This window comes from Parvularcula oceani, assembly GCF_000733125.1.
Classification (GTDB): Bacteria; Pseudomonadota; Alphaproteobacteria; order Caulobacterales; family Parvularculaceae; genus Parvularcula; species Parvularcula oceani.
Genome location: NZ_JPHU01000001.1, coordinates 437,618 through 456,328, shown reverse-complemented (window position 1 = coordinate 456,328; position 18,711 = coordinate 437,618). Strand labels below are relative to the sequence as shown.

Genomic DNA, 18,711 nt, shown 5'->3' with positions numbered 1-18,711 from the left:
AAGACGACGCCGCCTCTCGTCTCGGTAAGGCGGCGCTAGCGGCCCTGTTCCCTAGCGGCTCGCGCGGGCCCGCAGCGCGAAGCCCGATCGCTTGAGCGGTTCGTGCAGCCAGGAAGGCAGAATGCTCGCCGCCGCTATGGCGGCGCGCTGATAGGCGTAGGGCGTTCGGGCCATGCGCAGCGGATCGGTGCGCCATGCGCTGGCCGTGTGCCTGCGGGCTTCGCCGTAATCGCGCTGCGCATAGGCGAGGCTGGCCCAATAGAGCCGCTGCGCCGCAAGGGCCCGGCGGCGCGCGCGCACCCCCAGCGCCTCGTCCCGCCCGGCCTTTTCGAGAACCCTCGTGAAATTGTCTTCCATGCGCGCGGCGAGCGCCGTGATCTGCCCGGGCCTGCGCCTGTAGAGCACCAGAGGATCCTCAAGACAGGCCGCATTGCCTTGCCGCAGCGTCAGGACGCGCCGCCAGAAATCGAGGCCGATGCACCCGCTCAGCGTCTCGTCGAAAAGGCCTGCGGCCATGGCCGCGCTCTTGCGCACCATGACGCCGCTATCCGAATGAATCGGATTGCGGACCAGAAGCCGCTCCGCCGTCAGCGGCCCGGCCGGGGCGAGGCTGCGCGTGCCGAGGCGTTCTCCGCCCGGCCCGATATGTTCGAAAAGCGGATAGGCCATGTCCAGCGCGCCGCTCTCCGCCAGGCGGTTCCGCGCCCGGACGAAGAGGTCGGGCATCAGGATGTCATCGCCGTCCAGAACGACGATCATCTCGCCCCGCGCCTTTCTCAGCGCGAGATTGCGCGCCGCCGCGAGCCCGCGCGGGCCGGTCCGCAGGACGGTCACCGGCCGGAACGCCGGGTCGGCGCTTGCGGCATGGCGCGCGAGCATGTCCGCCGTTTCGTCGGTCGAGCCGTCGTCGACGGCGACCAGCTCGAAGGCCTCGAGCGTCTGGGCGCAAAGCGATGCCAGGGTTTCGGGCAGGAAGGCGGCGGCGTTCCTCGTGGCGAGGATGACGGTGACGCTGCCGGGACCTGTCATGAATCGGGACATCGCGTTCATCTTGCGGCGGTGTCGGCTGCACGGTACCGCATCGGCCTGGCCGGGGGAAATCAATTCGGAACCCGGTCTGACAGGTTCGAGTGAGGGGCTTCTTAATGGCGAACTGGACGCTGACCCAGCTGACCTTCGGGACGGAGAAGAACCGGTTCCATAGTCACAGCTATTACGACATCGCCGTGATGGACAAGGACGGGGCGCGCCTGCTCGTCCATCGCATGGGCTTTGCCGGGCATCAGCCGACCGCGCAGGATGCGGTCGAGGTCGGCGTCGTCGACATCGCCGAGCCGGGAAGCTTCGCTTCTCTCGGCGAGAGCCGCGCCTGGAGCTGGCAGCAGGGGCCCATGGCCCAGTGGGTCGGCGGAGGCGGGCTGGCCATCTACAATGACCGCGAGGACGGCGCCTTCGTCGCGCGGCTCGTCGATACCCGCACCGGCAGCCGGCGGACCCTGCCGCGCCCGGTCTATGCCGTCGCGCCGGACGGCAAGAGCGGGCTCTGCCTCAACATGGCCCGGCTCGACACGCTGCGCCCGGGCTACGGCTATCCCGAAGGCGGCGATGCGCGCCTCAAGCAGGAGGCGCCCAAAGAGGACGGCGTGTGGCGCATCGACTTCGAGACGGGGGAGGCGAAGCTCCTCCTGTCCCTCGACGAGGCGCGGGACTTCGTTCTCTACCGGCTGGGCGTGCGGCGGCAGGTGCTCGAACGGCTGCGCAGGCCGCATTACTGGTTCAACCACGTCAAGATCTCGCCGGACGGCAAGCGCTTCACGGTTAAGCTGCGCTGGCGCCGTCCCGGCAAGGGCTGGAACGACAAGCAGGGCGTCTCGCTGACCGGCAGCATGGAAGGCGGCGATCTGCGCTTCCTGGCCCGGGCGACCTCCCATGTGGTCTGGCTGAACAACCACGAACTCTACGCCTGGCGCATGTCCGAGGTCGTGCTGCTGGGTGACCGGAACGGCAAGGACAACCGCCTGCGCCGCATCGCGCCGGAGCTCCTGCAGCAGAACGTGCATATGCGGCACCTGCCGCCCGGCCCCACGCCCGTTCTCGGCGAGGCGGTCTTCGACACGCCCTATCGTGAGGACATCAAGCTCCTGCATTACGACGACCGGAGCGGCCATCACGAGGTCATCGCGAAGTTCGGCAATCACCGGCCGGCGCGCGGGCCCTTCCGCTGCGACCTCCACCCCGTGCCGAGCGAGGACGGCCGCACGGTGATCGTCACATCGATGCAGGATGGCGGTCGGCAGGTCTACGCCTTGCATCGCGGCTGACGAAAAGCAGCGGAAAGGAGCGGCCATGACGCTCGTCGAGGATGCAAGGGCGGACGAGGCGGCCTGCGGGGATGCCGATCCTGCGCGAGGGCAGGGCGGCTTTGCGCGTCTGCGCCTTCTTTCCTGTGTCGGCGTCGACCTCGAGCTCGCCCTCCTGCCGCATTTCCTCGAGCATTATCTTTCCCTCGGTATCGACCCGGCGAAGATCGCCCTGATCTTCAACACGGCCGATGCCGCCTCGCCAGCCCTCGAAGAGGCGGACCGCATGCTCGCCGAACGGGGCATCGCGCCGGCTAGGCGCTGGATCGCGCCCTATACGAGCGAGGCCATGTGGGCGCAGCGCCGGGCGCTTCAGGCCGAATTGGCGGAGCCGGGCGACTGGATCGTCAACGCCGATGTCGACGAGATGCACGTCTATCCCGCGCCGCTGCCAGAAATCGTCGCCGAGCTGGAGGCGGAGGGCCTCAATTGCGTGCAGGGCGTGATGATCGACCGCTTGGCCCCTGGCGGCGCGCTGGCGGCGGTGGAAGCGGACAGGCCGCTTGCGGAGCAGTTCCCGGTCCGGGCGGACGTGGCGCTGAGCATTATCGGGACGGGCGAGAATCACGGCGTGGCCGGGACGACCAAGCTGATGCTCCACAGCCATGACGTCCTGCCCAAGCGCGGCGGGCATACGGTCCATAACCCGGCGGCGGAGCGCTATGCGGCGGGCACCCGGCTGAGCGTCTTCCCGGGTGCCAGCGACCCGGCATGGCGAGCGGATTTCCCGTTCCAGGTCGACCACTATAAATGGACGGCCACGCTGCGCGGCAGCCTCGAGCGGCGGCTGAAGACGAAGGGCGTGTCGGTCGCCGGCCGGGAATATGGCAGCAAGATCGACCGCTATCTGAGCGCACACGGACGAATCCGGCTCGAAGACGCCTGCGTGCTGGACGAGGCGCCGCGGGAGGAAACGGACTGGCGTGGCCAGCTGGCCGCCATGCGCAGATCGGCGCCCTATTGGAAGGTGCGCAACGCCGTCCGGCACAAGGTCCTCTTCCTGCGCAGCGTCGCGGGGCGCGCCCTGGGCCGGTAGGGCCGGCTCAGCCGATCAGCAGACCGAGAAGGCTGGCCACCAGGAATCCGACGAGGCCGATCAGCGTGGTGCAGACCGTCCAGCTGCGCAGGGTCTGCGCCTCTGTCAGGCCCAGATAGCGGCTGACGAGCCAGAAGCCCGAATCGTTGACGTGGCTTGTCAGGCTGGCGCCGCTGGCGATGGCGATGACGAGAAGGGCGACCTGCGGCGCGGGCACGCCCGCCGTCTGGACGACGGGCGCGGCGAGGCCCGCGGCGGTCACCATGGCGACCGTCGCCGAGCCCTGTGCCAGCCGCACGATGCCGGCGGTCACGAAGCCGAAGAGGAGGAGCGGGACCGACGCCGCCTGAAGGCTCGCCGCGAGCGCCGCGCCTGCGCCCGAATCCACGAGGACCTGCTTGAAGGCGCCGCCAGCGCCGGTGACGAGCACGACCAGCCCGGCAGGCTCCAGCGCGCGGGCCATCGCGGCCTGAAGGTCTGCCGCCGGCATCCCCCTGGCGCGGCCGAGCCGCCACCAGCCGAACAGGCAGGCGATGGTCAGGGCGCTGAAGGGGTGGCCGATGAAGAGGATGACCTGTCCGAGAATGCCGTCCTGCGCATCCGGAGCGAAGCCCGTCAGCGCCGTGGCGAGGAGGATCAGGAAGACCGGCACGAGGATGACGAGCAGCGCGTCGAGAAAACCTGCCGGATCCGGCGCCCTCCCGCCGCTTCCGCTCGCTGCAGGAACGGGCGAAGCCTCTCCTTCGAAGGCGGAAGAGCGCGCGAGGATAGCCGCAAGGAGGGGGCCGCCGACGAGCGCGGCGGGAAGCCCGGCGATCAGGCCGAACAGCATGACGAGGCCGAGTTCGGCGCCGAGAATGTCCGCCACCGCGATCGGGCCCGGCGTCGGCGGCACGAAGGCGTGGGCGACGGCGAGCCCTGCCAGCAGCGGGATGGCGAAGGCGATGAGCGGGCGTCCGGTCTTCTGCCTCAGGCCGACGAGGACGGGGAGAAGGATGATCAGCGCCACGTCGAAGAAGACGGGGATCGAGACGAGAAGGCCGATCAGGGTGAGGGCTGCAGGCGCGCGCTTCGGGCCGAAGCGCGAGAGGATGCGCCCGGAGATCGCGTCGATGCCGCCGGACGCCTCCAGAAGCGCGCCCATCATCGCCCCGAGGCCCACCACGACCGCAACGAAGCCGAGCGTGCCGCCTACGCCTTCGCGCACCGCGCCCAGGACCGCCTCCGGCGCCATGCCGACGCTGATCCCGAAGAGGAGGCTGACGAGGATCAGGGCGAGGAAGGCCGGAAGCCTCGCCCTGAGCACCAGGAGGAGGAGCGCGGCGACGGCCGCGCCTGTGGCCAGGATCGGCCCGAGCGTCTCCCCTGGCATCCCCTTGCCTCAGTCCGCCTGCAGACGGACCCGCGCGAGGAAGGCGCCCGATGTGATGTAGAGCGTGCTGCCGTCCTCGGTCAGCGCCGCGTTCGCCGCCGGCGTGCCGGTGCGGATGAGCGCCAGCCGCTCCCCCTCGGGGCTCAGGAGGTGAATGCCGCCGGGGCCCGCCAAATAGATGTTCCCCTCCGCGTCCACGGAGAGGCCGTCCGGCAGGCCGGGCTCTCCGGCCTCCACCAGCGGGGTGAAGTCGGCGAGGAGGGTGCGCCCTTCGGGCATACCGTTCCCGTCCAGCGCGTAGGCGTAGAGATGCGCCGCCTGCGGATCGGATTGGGCGACATAGAGCGTGCGCTCGTCCGGGGACAGCGCGACGCCGTTGGGCCGCGTCAGCCGGGCATCGATCCGCGTGACCTCCCCGTCCGGCGTCAGGCGGTAGACGCCGTTCGCATCCATCTCCTTGAGGGGGGAGTCATCGCCGCCGCGCATGCCGTAGGGCGGATCGGTGAAGTAGATCGTCCCGTCCTCGGCACGGGTCAGGTCGTTGGGGCTCGTGAAACGCTTGCCGTCATACCGGGTGGCGAGGAGCATCTTCTCCTTCGTGTCGAGGTCGAGCCGGGCGATGGCGCGATTGCCGTGATCGCCCATCAGGATGGCGTCCGGACCGTCCGCGATCAGCCCGTTCGCGCCGGGCTCGCGGACCTCTTCGGGCACGTCCCCTTCGAGGCCGGAGGGCGAAAGGACCACTTCGAGGCCACTCTCCTCCGACCATCCGTAAAGCACATTGCCGGGCACGTCGGTGAAGAGCACCTGCCGGCGGTCCGTCATGTGGACGGGGCCTTCGGACCAGCCGAAGCGGTCGGCGGTCAGCTTCTCGATCCGCGCGCCGGGCGCGATCAGAGCATCCGCACGCGGATCGAGCCGTTCGATCGTGCCGATGGTCTCGTAAGCGTCCTCCTCGCCTTCTCCTATCAGCGCCGTATGCGTCGCATGCGCCGCGCCCGCGCCATCGGCCGCGAAGCCCTCGGCGACTTCGAAGCTGCCCTGCGCGCGGATATCGGACGAGGAGCTGCCGATGAACCAGTCGATGCGGCCTGCATCGACGCGCCATGCTTCCTCGGGTCCCCAATAGGCGAGCTGTTCGGGGGTCAAGGAGAAGGCCACCGTCTTCGTCTCCCCCGGCGCGAGAGCCAGCCGCTGGAAGCCGCGCAGGCTGCGCACGGGCCGCGCGACGCGGGCGAGCGGGTCGCGGATATAGAGCTGGACGACTTCCTCGCCCGGCCGGTCCGAGCCGTTGGTGACCGGCACTTCGATGGTGACGCTGTCGCCCCGGCGCAGCTCGCCTCTGTCCTGGACGGCTTCGCCATAGGCGAATTCGGCATAGGAGAGGCCGTGGCCGAAGGGGTAGAGCGGCGTGATCTGGGTATCCATGTAGCGGGCCGTGTCCTTTGACAGGTCCGGATCGGCAGGACGGCCCGTGGGAGAATGCGCGAGATAGATCGGCACCTGTCCGGTGCGGCGCGGGAAGGAGACGGGGAGGCGTCCGGCGGGATCCTCCTCTCCCAGAAGGACCGCGGCGAGGGCAGGCCCCGTCTCGACGCCGAGCATCCAGCTTTCGAGGACGGCCTCGGCCTGTCCCGCGATGCCGGGGATGGCCAGCGGGCGGCCATTCATCAGCACGACGACGACCGGCGTGTCCGTGTCCAGAACCGCCTCTGCGAGGGCGGCCTGCGGCGCAGGCAGGCCGATATCCGAGCGGCTCCGCGCTTCGCCGGAGAGGTCGTAATCCTCTCCGATCACGAGCAGCGCCACGTCCGCCCGCTCGGCCGCCCTCGCGGCCCTGCGCAGGGCCATCCGGCCGGGCATCTCTTTCGTATCCGCGCCCGCGACATAGTCGAGCGTGACCGCCTCCGGCAGCGCGTCCCGCAGGCCGTCGAGGAGCGTCACGACGTCTTCCTCGCGGCCCTGCGCCGCCCATGAGCCGAGCGGCGAGCGCGCATCGTCGGCCAGCGCGCCGATCACGGCGACGCGGCGCAGGCCGTCCGTCCGCAAGGGGAGCGTTCCGTCGTTCTGGAGAAGGACGAGGGAGCGGATCGCCGCTTCCCGCGCGAGCGCCCGATGCGCCTCGGACAGGAGCAGGCGCTCCTCCCGCTCCGGATCGGAATAGGCGAGAGGATCGTCCAGGAGGCCGAGCCGGTCCTTGGCGAGGAGGATATGGCCGACCGCACGGTCGAGCGCGGCCTGCAGCGTCTCGTCCCCCCGCACGCGGTCCGCCAGATCGGCGACATAGATGCCCGACGTCATCTCCATGTCCACACCGGCGCGAAGAGCCAGCGCGCCCGCCTCGGCGCGGTCCGCCGCGACCCCGTGCTCGGTCAGCTCGAGGATCGCGTTCCAGTCGGAGACGACGAGCCCGTCAAAGCCCCATGCTTCCCGCAGGATGTCCTGCAGCAGCATCTCGTTGGCGGTGGCGGGCACGCCGCCGATATCGTTGAAGGCGGCCATGACGCTGCCGGCGCCCGCATCGATCGCGGCGGCGAAGGGCGGCAGATAGACCTCGCGCAGCGTGCGTTCGGAGATATCGGCGCTGTCATAGTCCCGACCGCCCTGCGCCGCGCCATAGGCGCCGAGATGCTTGGCGGTGGCGAGGATCGTGTCGGGCGCTGAGAGGTCCTTCCCCTGATAGCCGCGCACCTGCGCCTCGGCCATGCGGGCGCCGAGATAGGGCTCCTCGCCGGCGCCCTCGACGGTGCGGCCCCAGCGGGCATCGCGCGCGATGTCGATCATCGGGGCGAAGGTCCAGTGCAGCCCGGCCGCCGACGCCTCCCGCGCGGCCATGCGGGCAACGCGCTCGGCGAGATCGGGATCGAAGCTCGCCGCCATGGCCAGCGGCACGGGATAGATCGTGCGGTAGCCGTGGACGACGTCCATCGCGAAGAGAAGCGGGATGCCGGTGCGGCTCTCCTCCACCGCCACGCGCTGAAGCCGTTCCAGCGGTTCGGCGCCCGCGACATGCAGATAGGAGCCGACGAGGCCGGCCCGCACGCGCGCGTCCTCCTCGTCGCCGAGGCGGGAATTGAGCGATTTCGAACGGCCGCCGGCCATCTGGTGAAGCTGGCCGAGCTTCTCCTCGAGCGTCATTTCTCCGATCAGGAAGTCGATCCTGTCCTGCCCGCTCAGGCCGTCCGCATTCGCCCGTGCAAGGAGGGTTTCCGCCTCCTGCCCGGCGGGCGAGGTCGGCGCCGGCTGCGCGGCGAGAGGGGCGGGCAGGCACAGCGCAAGAAGGGCGAGGCCCCGACCGATCACCCGTCTTCCGACCATCTTCTCTTCCTCCGCTTCGCTCGCCGGGAGATCCGCCCGCAGAGCGTCGTGCAAACCAGAACCAGACAGAAAACCCCCAAGACCATTCGGCACCGCAGCATGAAGCAGGAAGTGATCGTTCCCGCATGCACTTGCTGCGCTGCAACAAAAGAGAAGGCCTGTCCCTGCGCGTTCCTATCCTATTCTTCGAAGGAATGGTAGCGCTCGCATCAGCGTATGAGAATGGGAGGCCGAGGCAGGCGTTCAGTATACAGAAACAAGGCCGTCCCCCCGGGGGCGCGATCCGCCCAGCTTGCGCCGCGGGGCGGGACCGACCAGTCTCAGCACCGCCTCGCCTCAAGGAAAGAAGGAGCCGTCATGGCCGATGTCGTTCTGCTCAATCATGCCGAGCATGCGGATCTCCGGGTCCTCGAAGGGCATGGCGAAGCTTATGGGGACGCGGTCAATCTGGTGCCGGTCTTCCCGACGGAATTCGTGGAGCTGCAGCGCGAATATCCGATCCTTTTCCGAGAGGGAGAGGACGGCGCCTATTCGGCGGTCGCGCTTCTGGGTTTCGACAGGGGCGAGAACCTGTTCCTGTCGGAGGGGCGCTGGCGGGCCCGCTACGTTCCCGGCATCCAGGCCCGAGGGCCTTTCTCGCTCGCTCTGCGTCATGCGCAGGGCGAGGAGGCGCCGCCCGAGGCGATGATCCATATCGACCTCGCATCCCCCCGCATCAGCCGCAGCGAGGGGCACCGGCTCTTCTCGGAGGAAGGCGGCAACACCCCCTATCTCGAAGCCATGGCCGCGACCCTCGTTCGCCTGCATGACGGGGCGCGCACGGCGCCGGCCATGTTCGACGCTCTCGGCGGCGCAGGCCTGATCCAGCCCGTCGCGCTCGAGCTCGACACGGGAACGGAGCACGGCCACAGGCTGGACGGGTTCTTCACGATCGACCAGCGCCGCTTCGCCGAGTTGAGCGGCGAGGATCTCTCGCGCCTGAACACCGGCGGGTTCCTCGCGGCGGCGTTCTGCGTCGCCGCGTCCTTCGAGAATGTCCGCTATCTTGCAGACCTCAAGGCGGGGCGCAGGACGCTTCCCTGAGCCGCGCCCGCGCGTTCAGCGGCGTGCGGAGGACGTGCCCGCGTCGCCGCCACCCCCCGCCCGGCCGAAATCGTAGAAGGCGCGGGCGTCTTGCCCGAAGGCCGCCGAGCTTTCGGGATGCATGTAGTACATGTGCCCGCCCCAGTAATTGGACAGCGTAACGTCCTCGCGCTTCTCCTCGGGGATGGCGAGATTATTGATGATGTAGGCCGTCTCGAAATAGGGCGTTTGCAGATCGAAATAGCCGTGCGTAATCCAGACCTTGAGGTGCGGGTTGAGCGCGAGACCCTCGCGCAGCGCCTCGGCCGCGGCGGGCGGCTGGGGCCGCTTGTCCGAGCCGACGTAATAGCGCCATGCCATGCTGACATCGCGGCTGAGCGGCTGATAGCGGCGGTCGGGAAGGTTGAAGCCGAGCTCGTCGCTCAGGAAGCTGACGAGCGCCGCGCGGAAGGGGCCCGACAGGACGGCGAGGGTCGGATCGACATCGTATCCGGCTTCCGCCTCGTCCGGGGCCGGATCGAGGCCGGTGACGGAGGCGTCGTAAATGCCCAAGAGCCGCCCCTCGTCCTGGAGGAGGGCACGGGCGAACTCGTCCTGCGAGATGCGTCCGCGCTGGCGCGAGACATAGTCGTAGTCGAGGCCGGTCATCTCCGCGAAGCGCCGCAGCACGTCCTCGCGCTCGGCTTCGTCCATGCGTTCGCCCTGCACGAGGTAATCGGTGAAGCCGTTCAGTGCGAATTCCTCCGCCTCGCCGATCATGTCCTCGATGTCTTCCGCGCTCTTGGCCGCCTCGCCCGAAGGGCCGACGCCCTGCGCCGCGGCGGTCGCGGCATAGCTCGGCACGCGGGTCAGCCATGGCGCCGGGTGCAGCATGTCGCGGCGGCCGCCGAACAGATCGAATTTCGGCGAGATCAGAACCGCTGCCGTCAGCGGCACGTTGTGCTGGGTCGGCAGGCGCTGGGCGAGCGCGGCGGACCGGAAGCCGCCATAGCTTTCGCCGGCGACGACCACCGGCGAGCGGTAGCGGCCGTTCTCCGCCAGCCAGCGCTCGATGAAATCGCCCATGGCGGTCAGGTCGCCATCGACCGAGTGATAGGTCTTGGACCCTTTCGCCTCGCCGTTCTCTTCCTCGGCGGCTTCGCCGACGAAGCGGGAGAAGCCGGTGCCGACGGGGTCGATGAAGACGAGGTCAGTGAAGGGCAGCCAGCTATCGGGGTTCTCTTCCAGCGTGATCGGCGGGGGCGGCAGCGTGCCGTCCTCGGCGAAGGCGAGCCGCACGGGGCCGAGCGCCCCCATGTGGAGGTAGATCGACGCTGCGCCCGGGCCGCCATTGAAGACGAAGGTGACGGGGCGGCTGGCAGGATCCGCGTCCTGCTTCAGATAGGCGGTCGAGAAGATCTCGACCTCCGGCTCGCCTTCGGGGCCGAGCGGCGTGAAGCCGGCCTTGGCGCGATAGTCGAAGGCGTCAGCGCCCCCGCCATAGGTCAGCACGGCATCGGCGGCCGTCTGCGTGATCGTGACCTCCTCGGAGGCCGGAGCGTCTGCCGTGTCCGCCGCCTGGACGGCCGCGGTGGTGAGGAGAAGCGAAGCGAGCAAGCTCGGAACCATGAGGGACTCCATCCGTCGTCGCGCCGGCATGGCGGGATGCCAGAGTGACAAGCCGGGCGAGGCGAAGCAAGAAGAGGCGCTGCAACCGCCAGCGGGTGTGCGGCGGCGGCGGGAACCCCAGATCGGGGGTGCGCCTATGCGAGAAATTCCCATGCCCATGCTGCTCGAAGGCAAGTGCCGCTGCCATGCCGTCCGCTTCCGGGTCGAAAGCTCCACGCCCGTTCCCTATCAGCGCTGCTATTGCCGCATCTGCCGCAAGACGGCCGGGGGCGGCGGCTATGCGATCAATCTCGGCGCGGACAACCGCACGCTGGCGGTCGAGGGCGAGGAGCATATGCGGGTCTACCGGGCCGAGATCGACCGCGGCGGCAATTGCGAGAAAAGCTCGGGCGAGCGCCGCTTCTGCGCGCAATGCGGCAGCGCGCTGTGGCTGTGGGACCCGAACTGGCCGGACCTCGTCCACCCCTTCGCCTCGGCCATCGACACCGACCTGCCGGTCCCGCCGGAGAGCGTGCACCTGATGCTGCGCTTCAAGGCCTCATGGGTCGTCCCGCAGATTGGGGAGGGGGATCGGTGCTTCGATCTTTATCCCGAGGAAAGCATTGCGGACTGGCACAAGAAGCGCGGGCTCTGGACGGCATGAGGAGGCGTCAGACGCGCCGCGCCCCCGCCTCCCGCACAGCCTTGAGGGTCGGGTAGCCGTTGACCGCCATCAGGAGGTCGGCTTCGGCGAGGATGCAGCGCAGGAGATGCGCCGCGCCGTCCGCACCAGACAGGGCGAGGCCGTAAGCATAGGGACGGCCAATGCCGACGGCCCGCGCGCCGAGCGCCAGCGCCTTCACCGCGTCGCTGCCGGAGCGGATGCCCGAATCGAAGAGCACGGGCGTCTCCCCCGCCGCCTTCACGACATCCGGCAGCATGTCGATCGCGGCGATCCCGCCATTGGCCTGGCGTCCGCCATGGTTCGAGCAGAAGACGGCGTCAGCGCCCCTGTCCACCGCCTGCCGCGCGTCGTCGGGATGGCAGATCCCCTTGAGGACGAGAGGAAGCGAAGTCGCTTCGCGCAGCCAGCCCATGTCCTCCCATGTCAGGACCTGCCCGAAGGTCGCGGCCCACGCCGCGACGGCTGCCGGGAGATCCTCCTCGGGCGGAGCGTCGAGCATGCCGCGGAAGACGGGGTCGGTGAAGTAGTTCTGCAGGACATGGCCCCCGCAGCTGGGGGAAATTCGCCGTGTTGAGGTCGCGCGGCCGCCAGCCCGTCACCCAGGTGTCGAGCGTGATCACGAGCGCCCTGTATCCGGCCTTTTCCGCGCGGGAGATGAGGCTGAGCGCGAGATCCCGGTTCTTGGGCGTATAGAGCTGGAAGAAGGCGGGCGTGTCGCCGCAATGGGAGATGACGTCTTCGAGCGGGTCGTTGGACAGGGTCGAGGCCATGAACGGCACGCCCGTCTTCGCGGAGGCCTTCGCCGCGGCGAGGTCGCCGTGTCCGTCCTGCGTGCAGATGCCGTTGACGCCGATCGGGCTCATGAAGAGCGGGCTCGGCAGGGTCTGTCCGAACAGCTCGGTCGAGAGGTCGCGCTTCGAGCAGTCGACCATCATGCGCGGCACCATTCCCCAATGGGCGAAGGCTTCGGCATTGCGGTCCTGCGTGCCCTCGTCGCCGCAGCCGCCCTGAACGTAGCTGAGGACATGGGGCGCCATCGCCGCCTCCGCCCGCGCTTTCAGGTTCGCGAAATCGACGGGCAGGCCCGGGACGATGCCGCGCAGGCCCGCCCCGTAGATCTCGTTCTGATAGTCACCGTAATGCGCCATGCCTGACCTCCTCGCGCGGGGGAGCTTGGCATGGCCCGCCGCGATGTCCACGCGGCCATCGCAGCCGCGGGGGAGGAGAGCCGGCCCTCAGGGGATGCGGCTTCCCGTCTCAGCTCACCCAGTCGTCGAGATCGGGCAGGTCGTCGAGCGCGGAGAGGAGGGCGGTGGACCAGCCTTCCGAGATCGCGACATAGCGGGGATCATCCTCTTCGACCCGCCGCCGCGTCGAAAACTGCATGGTATCCGTCCTCAGCACCGCAACGTCGAGAGGCAGGCCCACTGAGAGGTTCGAGCGGACCGTCGAATCCATCGAGACGAGCGCCATGCGCAGCCCGGCGCCGAGGGCCATGTCCGATCTGACGGTGCGGGCGATGATCGGCTTGCCGTATTTGGCTTCGCCGATCTGGAAATAGGGCGTGTCCTCGCCGCACTCGATGAAGTTGCCGGCCGAGTAGACGAGGAAGAGGCGCGGCGCCTCGCCGGCGATCTGGCCGCCGACCAGGATCGACGCGCCGGCGGCGGCGCCGTCCTTCTCCATCGGGGCCCGGTGGCGGTCGACGAGTTCCCGCATCATCAGCCCGACGATCTGGGCGAGGCGGAACAGGTTGGGGACGGTGAGGACAGTCTCGCCGTTCTGGATCACGCCGAGATCGTCGGTGAAGACCTCGCCCCGGTCGGCGGCTCTGACGGCATGCTCCAGCCGGTCGATCACGCCCTGCGTGATCGAGAGATTTCCGGCGGTCATCAGGACCACGGCCCGGTCCGGGCTCTCCCAGGTGAACATCTTGCGATAGCGGGCGACATCGTCGATGCCCGCATTGGTGCGCGTGTCGGACACGCAGACGAGCCCCTCATCGAGCTTGAGCGCGACACAATAGGTCATGAGCGGATATCCTGATCGGGCGAAACCGGATTGAGGTTACTGCTGCGCCTGCGTGATCGCCACCGAGGCGGACAGCGTCTCCTCCACCTGGCCGGAGACGGCCCCGGATATGAGCCCCCCGCGCCCCGCATCAAGAGAGACCGCGACCCGAACGTGTTCACGAGTGGGACAGGTCCGGTTCGCGACATCGAAGCCGACCCAGCCGAGCCCCGCGGCATAGCCCTCGGCCCAGCCATGGGTCTGGGTCAGGGCGCCCTCTTCGGCGCCCGCCAGGTAATAGCCGGCGACGTAGCGGGCGGGAAGATCGAGGCAGCGGGCGGCGGCCACGAAGACGTGGGCGTGGTCCTGGCAGACGCCCGCGCCCTGCGAGAGCGCCGCGGCGGCGCTCGTCGCCATGTCCGTCGTCTCGGGGCGGTAGTCGATGGCGTCTCGCACGGCGCCGGCGAGCGCATGCAGGGTGTCGAGCGGCGCATCCTGCCGCGCGCTTTCGGCGAGCGCGCGGATGGCGTCGTCGGGCTTGGTCAGCTCGGTCTCGCGCAGGAAGACTTCCGGCGGCGTGCGCTCCTTGAGGCCGCGGAGGATGCCGGCATCCTCCGCGCGCAGAACCGTCCCCTCGGCGATGACCTCGGCCGCCGAAACCGGTTCTGCGGCTGTCCAGAGGCCTTCGGCGACGCCGCAGCCGTCATGGAGGGAGGGCGAGACCGGCTCGCCGTTCACATGCACCGCCCAGTCCTCGACCGTCTGCGAGGCGAAGCGCGAGGGAAAGAGCCGCAGCCGCATGGCGAGCCCGGCGGCGGGGGGCGCATAGTCGTAGCGCGTCAGGTGTCGGATCGTCAGGCGCATCTTAGAACCCGTAAGCCTCCGCGATCGCGCTGTGCAGGGCCAGGACGTCATCCAGGGTCTCGGTGACGAACTCGTGCAGGCCGTCGCTGAAGATCGTGTCGGTGTCGGCGTTGCGCAGCGTCTCGCACAGCGCATTGGCCCGGTCATGGCAGTCATGCCGCTGCCCGTAGCGGCCGGCGAGCCTGTCGAGCGCGGCGCCGGCTTCGTCGGCGCAGAGCGCGACGGCGCGGGGGAAGGCGCGGTTGAGAAGCAGGAGATCGGCCACGTTCCGCGCTTTCACGTCGCCCCGGTAGACGTGGTGGTAGGCGCGCAGCGCGGAGGATGCGAGGAGAAGCGACGTCCACTGATAGAGATCGCGCCCGCCGCCCACGACGTCGCGCTCCGGCAGGAGGGCGAGATATTTGACGTCGAGCAGGCGCAGCGTCATCGCCGCCCGCTCGATCAGCCCGCCGAGACGCAGGAAGTCATAGCGGTCGTCGCGCAGCATGGTGGTTTCGGTCGCGCCGCGGAAGGTGGCGGCCCGGCGGTGGGCCCAGTCGATATGGTCGGGCAGGGACTGGGAGGCCGCGGCCACGTTGACCACTTCGAGCGCGCGCCAGTCATCGTTCAGCGCCTCCCACATCAGGCTCGTCAGCGCGGTGCGCTCGGCCCTGCCATTGCTGCGGGCCGCCTCGAAGCAGGCCTTGATCGAGCTGCCGCCGGGGGCGAGGAGCAGCGCCTCGATCGCCTCGCGCCGTCCGGTCAGCCCGTCCTCGGGCAGGGGCACGCCGGCCGTCTGCAAGACGGACTGCCAGTCGCCGCGCGTCGCGGCGCCGGGCAGCATGGTCATCCGGGCGCCCATGGCGAGAAGGCGCGCGGTCGCATCCGCCCGTTCGACATAGCGGCCCGTCCAGTAGAGATTGGCTGCGGTCCGGCTGAGCATCAGCTCTCCTTGCTCAGGACCCAGGTGTCCTTCACCCCGCCGCCCTGGCTCGAATTGACGACGAGGGACCCTTCGCGCAGCGCGACGCGGGTCAGCCCGCCCGGCGTCAGGCGGATCTGCTTGCCCACGAGGCAATAGGGCCGCAGATCGACGTGCCGGGACACGATCTTGCCGCTCGCCAGCGTCGGCGCGGCGGAGAGGTCCAGCGTGGGCTGCGCGATGAAGTCTTCGGGATCCGCCTCGATCCGTGCGCGATAGGCTTCGACCTCCGCCTCGGTCGAGCGCGGCCCGACGAGCATGCCGTAGCCGCCCGAGCCCGCCACCTCCTTGACGACGAGGTCGCGCAGATTGTCGAGCACATAGGACAGATCGTCGGGCTCGGAGCACTTGAAGGTCTGCACGTTGGGCAGGATCGGGGCTTCTCCGAGATAGAAGTCGATCATCTCGGGGACATAGGTATAGATTGCCTTGTCATCTGCGACGCCCGCGCCGGGCGCGGAGGCGATGGTGACCCCGCCGGACAGATAGGCATGCATCAGGCCCGGCACCCCGAGGGCGCTGTCGGGACGGAAGGCGAGGGGGTCGAGGAAGTCGTCGTCGATCCGCCTGTAGATGACGTCGACGACTTCCGGCCCGCGGGTCGTGCGCCGCCAGACGCGCCCCTCCTGCACGTAGAGGTCCCGCGCCTCGACGAGGTCCGCCCCCATTGAATCGGCGAGGAAGCTGTGTTCGTAATAGGCGGAGTTGAACGGCCCCGGCGTCAGCACGACGACCTGCGGGTCCTGCTTGCAGGCGGGCGGCGCCACCTCTTCGAGCGTGCGCCGAAGATCGGCGGCATAGCCGTCGACCGGCCGCACCAGCCCGTCCTCGAAGAGGTCGGGGAACATCCGCATCATGATCTCGCGGTTCTCGAGCATGTAGGAGACGCCGGAGGGCGTGCGGCAATTGTCCTCGAGAACGAAGAAGTCGTCAGGCCCCGTACGGACGAGATCGACGCCGACGATATGGCTGTAGACGCGGCCCGGCGGCTCGAAGCCGATCATCTCGGGCAGGAAGGCGTCGTTCTGGGTGACGAGGCGGGAGGGGATGCGTCCGGCCCGCAGGATCTCGCGCCGGTGATAGACGTCATAGAGGAATGCGTTGAGCGCCCGCGCCCGCTGCTTGATGCCCGCCGAGAGGCGCTCCCACTCGGCGGCCGCGATGACCCGCGGGATCAGATCGAAGGGGATGAGGCGCTCGGGGTCGCCGCCTTCGCCATAGACGGCGAAAGTGATCCCGATGCGCCGGAACAGGGCTTCCGCCTCCTTCGAGCGCAGGTCGAGAAGAGACAGGCCGATATCGTCCAGCCAGCCCTCGACGCCGGCATAGGGGGCGCGCGTCGCGCCATCGGATCGCATTTCGTCGAACAGAAGCAACCTCCAGCGAGGACCTTGCTATAGAGCATCTGCTTTTGCAAGAGCGGCACCCCGTGCAGCTTTCTGTCAAATGCGCCTGCGGGAGAGGCGGGAGCGTGATCTTGGGCCCGCCGCGCGCCCTCCGCCCCGCCTGTCACTCGAAGTCGTAGAATTCCCAATCCGCTTCGTAATCGGGCGACAGCTCCTGGCCGGTCAGCCGGGCACGGACCATCTCGATCGGCATGCGTCCGCCGATGAGGATCGCGTCGTGGAAGGTCCGGGGCGACATGTCGCCATTGGTGACCAGCTCGTCGTAAAGCGCGCGGATCTGAAGGCCGCCGATGAGATAGCCGATCTGGTAGAGCGGCGCGGCCTGGGCGGTCCTCCGCACCTCCGCCTCGGCATTGGCGCGCTCATGGCCGACGCGCTCCACGAGGAAGTCCACCGCCTCCTGCGGGGTCCATTCGCCGAGCTGATAGTTCAGCGAGAAGATGATCCTTGCCGCCCTGTGCATGCGCCAGAACAGCATGCCGATCCTGTCGGGGTCGTTGCGCGCGAAATCCTCGTCCCACAGGACCAGTTCCCAATAGAGCGCCCAGCCTTCGCCCCAGAAGGGCGTGCGGATGAGTTCCGCCCGATGCTGGTTGAACCGGTCGTCCATGAAACCCTGATAATGATGCCCTGGAACGAGCTCATGGTGCACCGTGGGGAAGTTGAAGTGCGGCGTGTTGCCCCGCATGCTCATCATCTTCTGGTCGTGCTCCATGGTGTTCGTCGGATAGGAGAGGTGGGTCACCTCTCCGCCCGTGAAGAACGGGTTGATGAGCTGCCGCTCGGGCGTCTGCATGGTGAAGCGCCAGATCTCCCGCGCGAGCGGGGCCATGGTCACCGCATCCATGTTCTCGATGAAATCTTCCGAGTAATGCGCGATGTCGTAGAGGGCCCAGGGCACCTCGCCGGGCGGCGGGGCGAGGTTTTTCGTGTGCTCGAGCGCCTGCTTCCAGTCGTCGCCATAGCCCATGTCGCGCGAGACCTCGATCATCCGCTCCTCGATCCAGGCGAATTCCTGCTCGCCGATCCGGATGAGCTCTTCTGGCGTGTAGGCGATCATCTCGTGCTCGAGATCGGCCGCGAGGCCGTCGGCGAGGACGGGGTCGCCGACGATCGGCGGCACCTCGCCCTCTTCAAGGCCGACCAGCTCCTCGCGCAGGGCGAGGGCGTAGTCTTCCAGCGCGGCGTCGATGTCCGGATAGACAGTACCCATCCACCAGGTGAACATCGGATCATAGCCGTCGTAGAAGGTGTTCCAGTTGGCGAGCGTCTCCTGCAAGTGGTCGACGAAGCCGGCGGCGCGGTCCGCGACGACGGGCGAGACCCCGCCGCGGCGCCGCCCTTCGGCGGGCGCGATCTCTCCCGAGCGGACCTGTTCGGTCAGCCTTTCGACCTCGCGCGCCATGTCGTGCAGCATGGACGCGGCCCCGCGGGGATCCACGCGCTCGCGGTCCAGGCGCGTTTCCTCGAGTTCCCGGATGCCGTCGGCGAAGGGGACGAGCGCCTCGATCTCCGCGAAGCGCTGCTGCGCGAGCCCGAGCTGATGCCGGTCATAGGCGATTTCGTTCCGTAGAAGGATGTAATCGATCCGGGCTTCGTGGGACAGCTCAGAGAAATCGACGTCTTCGAGCTGTCCGGCCCATCCCTCGTAGAACCGCTGCAGGCGGTCGTGCTGGGCGGGAGAATACCGCACCGGATACCGCCTGAGGATCGCCGCCTCGTCCTCGACATAGCGAATGACCGGATTGCGCATCTCGCTCTCGTCCCGGGCGAAGGCGATCAGGGCGTCGAGAGCGGGCGGGTCGGCGGCCCAGCCCTCCGGGGGCACCAGCCCTTCTGGCTGGGCGAAGGCCGTAGCGCCCAGAAGAGCGATTGCCGCTGCCGTCGCCCTCAGGCTTTCCGCGAGGATCCTATCGGTCATGGTGCACTCCTTGCCCCTCTGCTCCCGTGCCGCACGCCGAGGCGCCGCTTCGCACGATTGACATAGTATACGGTATCCGATCTAGTTCCTGCGAGTCCAGTGAGGGGA

General features: G+C 68.8%; 13 protein-coding genes and 1 pseudogene. 4 read left to right on the top strand and 10 right to left on the bottom strand.

The features are described from left to right. Window positions 1-51 precede the first annotated feature (51 nt). On the bottom strand, window positions 52-1,041 hold the full coding sequence (locus tag IE88_RS0102150) for a glycosyltransferase family 2 protein (protein WP_031549619.1): 990 nt from the start codon (window positions 1,039-1,041) through the stop codon (window positions 52-54). Window positions 1,042-1,145: 104 nt separating this feature from the next. Here IE88_RS0102150 and IE88_RS0102145 point away from each other — a divergent pair, with 104 nt between their 5' ends. Further along, the gene (locus IE88_RS0102145; protein ID WP_031549617.1) at window positions 1,146-2,321 is read left to right on the top strand and encodes a hypothetical protein; all 1,176 of its coding nucleotides are present in this window, start codon (window positions 1,146-1,148) and stop codon (window positions 2,319-2,321) included. Between the two features lie 25 nt (window positions 2,322-2,346). Further along, entirely contained in the window at window positions 2,347-3,396 is a 1,050-nt protein-coding gene (locus IE88_RS0102140; RefSeq protein ID WP_031549615.1) for a glycosyltransferase family protein, read from the top strand. A gap of 7 nt (window positions 3,397-3,403) precedes the next feature. On the opposite strand, the gene IE88_RS0102135 is transcribed toward IE88_RS0102140, so the two are convergent. Both IE88_RS0102135 and bglX read right to left on the bottom strand, forming a co-directional pair. Beyond that, window positions 3,404-4,768, bottom strand: coding sequence for a GntP family permease (locus IE88_RS0102135; protein ID WP_031549613.1), 1,365 nt, complete (start codon window positions 4,766-4,768; stop codon window positions 3,404-3,406). A gap of 9 nt (window positions 4,769-4,777) precedes the next feature. Continuing rightward, complete coding sequence (gene bglX / locus IE88_RS17025) at window positions 4,778-8,086, bottom strand: beta-glucosidase BglX (protein ID WP_156032299.1); 3,309 nt, start codon at window positions 8,084-8,086, stop codon at window positions 4,778-4,780. A 357-nt stretch (window positions 8,087-8,443) separates the two neighbouring features. Here bglX and IE88_RS0102125 point away from each other — a divergent pair, with 357 nt between their 5' ends. Continuing rightward, complete coding sequence (locus tag IE88_RS0102125) at window positions 8,444-9,169, top strand: SapC family protein (RefSeq protein WP_031549609.1); 726 nt, start codon at window positions 8,444-8,446, stop codon at window positions 9,167-9,169. 15 nt (window positions 9,170-9,184) lie between these two features. Here the strand turns inward: IE88_RS0102125 and IE88_RS0102120 are convergent, their stop codons facing one another. Then, entirely contained in the window at window positions 9,185-10,777 is a 1,593-nt protein-coding gene (locus IE88_RS0102120; RefSeq protein WP_162178283.1) for a S10 family peptidase, read from the bottom strand. 151 nt (window positions 10,778-10,928) lie between these two features. On the opposite strand from IE88_RS0102120, the gene IE88_RS0102115 reads away from it, so the two are divergent. Further along, on the top strand, window positions 10,929-11,420 hold the full coding sequence (locus tag IE88_RS0102115; RefSeq protein WP_031549605.1) for a GFA family protein: 492 nt from the start codon (window positions 10,929-10,931) through the stop codon (window positions 11,418-11,420). 7 nt (window positions 11,421-11,427) lie between these two features. Here IE88_RS0102115 and IE88_RS18795 read toward each other — a convergent pair. From IE88_RS18795 to IE88_RS0102085, 6 genes and pseudogenes are all read right to left on the bottom strand, one after another. Further along, window positions 11,428-12,589, bottom strand: a pseudogene (locus tag IE88_RS18795) (alpha-hydroxy-acid oxidizing protein). Between the two features lie 109 nt (window positions 12,590-12,698). After that, window positions 12,699-13,472 carry a proteasome-type protease gene (locus IE88_RS0102105; RefSeq protein WP_031549603.1) on the bottom strand — a complete coding sequence of 258 codons (774 nt, stop codon included), beginning with the start codon at window positions 13,470-13,472 and terminating at the stop codon, window positions 12,699-12,701. 36 nt (window positions 13,473-13,508) lie between these two features. Further along, a complete protein-coding gene (locus tag IE88_RS0102100; protein WP_036766315.1) occupies window positions 13,509-14,315 on the bottom strand; it encodes a transglutaminase family protein in 807 nt (268 codons plus the stop codon). Between the two features lies 1 nt (window position 14,316). Next, window positions 14,317-15,237 carry an alpha-E domain-containing protein gene (locus tag IE88_RS0102095; protein ID WP_031549599.1) on the bottom strand — a complete coding sequence of 307 codons (921 nt, stop codon included), beginning with the start codon at window positions 15,235-15,237 and terminating at the stop codon, window positions 14,317-14,319. Then, window positions 15,237-16,634, bottom strand: coding sequence for a circularly permuted type 2 ATP-grasp protein (locus IE88_RS0102090; protein WP_031549597.1), 1,398 nt, complete (start codon window positions 16,632-16,634; stop codon window positions 15,237-15,239). The genes IE88_RS0102095 and IE88_RS0102090 overlap by 1 nt, the downstream gene beginning before the upstream one ends. A gap of 151 nt (window positions 16,635-16,785) precedes the next feature. Next, window positions 16,786-18,603, bottom strand: a complete 1,818-nt coding sequence (locus IE88_RS0102085) for a DUF885 family protein (protein WP_036766313.1) — start codon at window positions 18,601-18,603, stop codon at window positions 16,786-16,788. Window positions 18,604-18,711 lie beyond the last annotated feature (108 nt).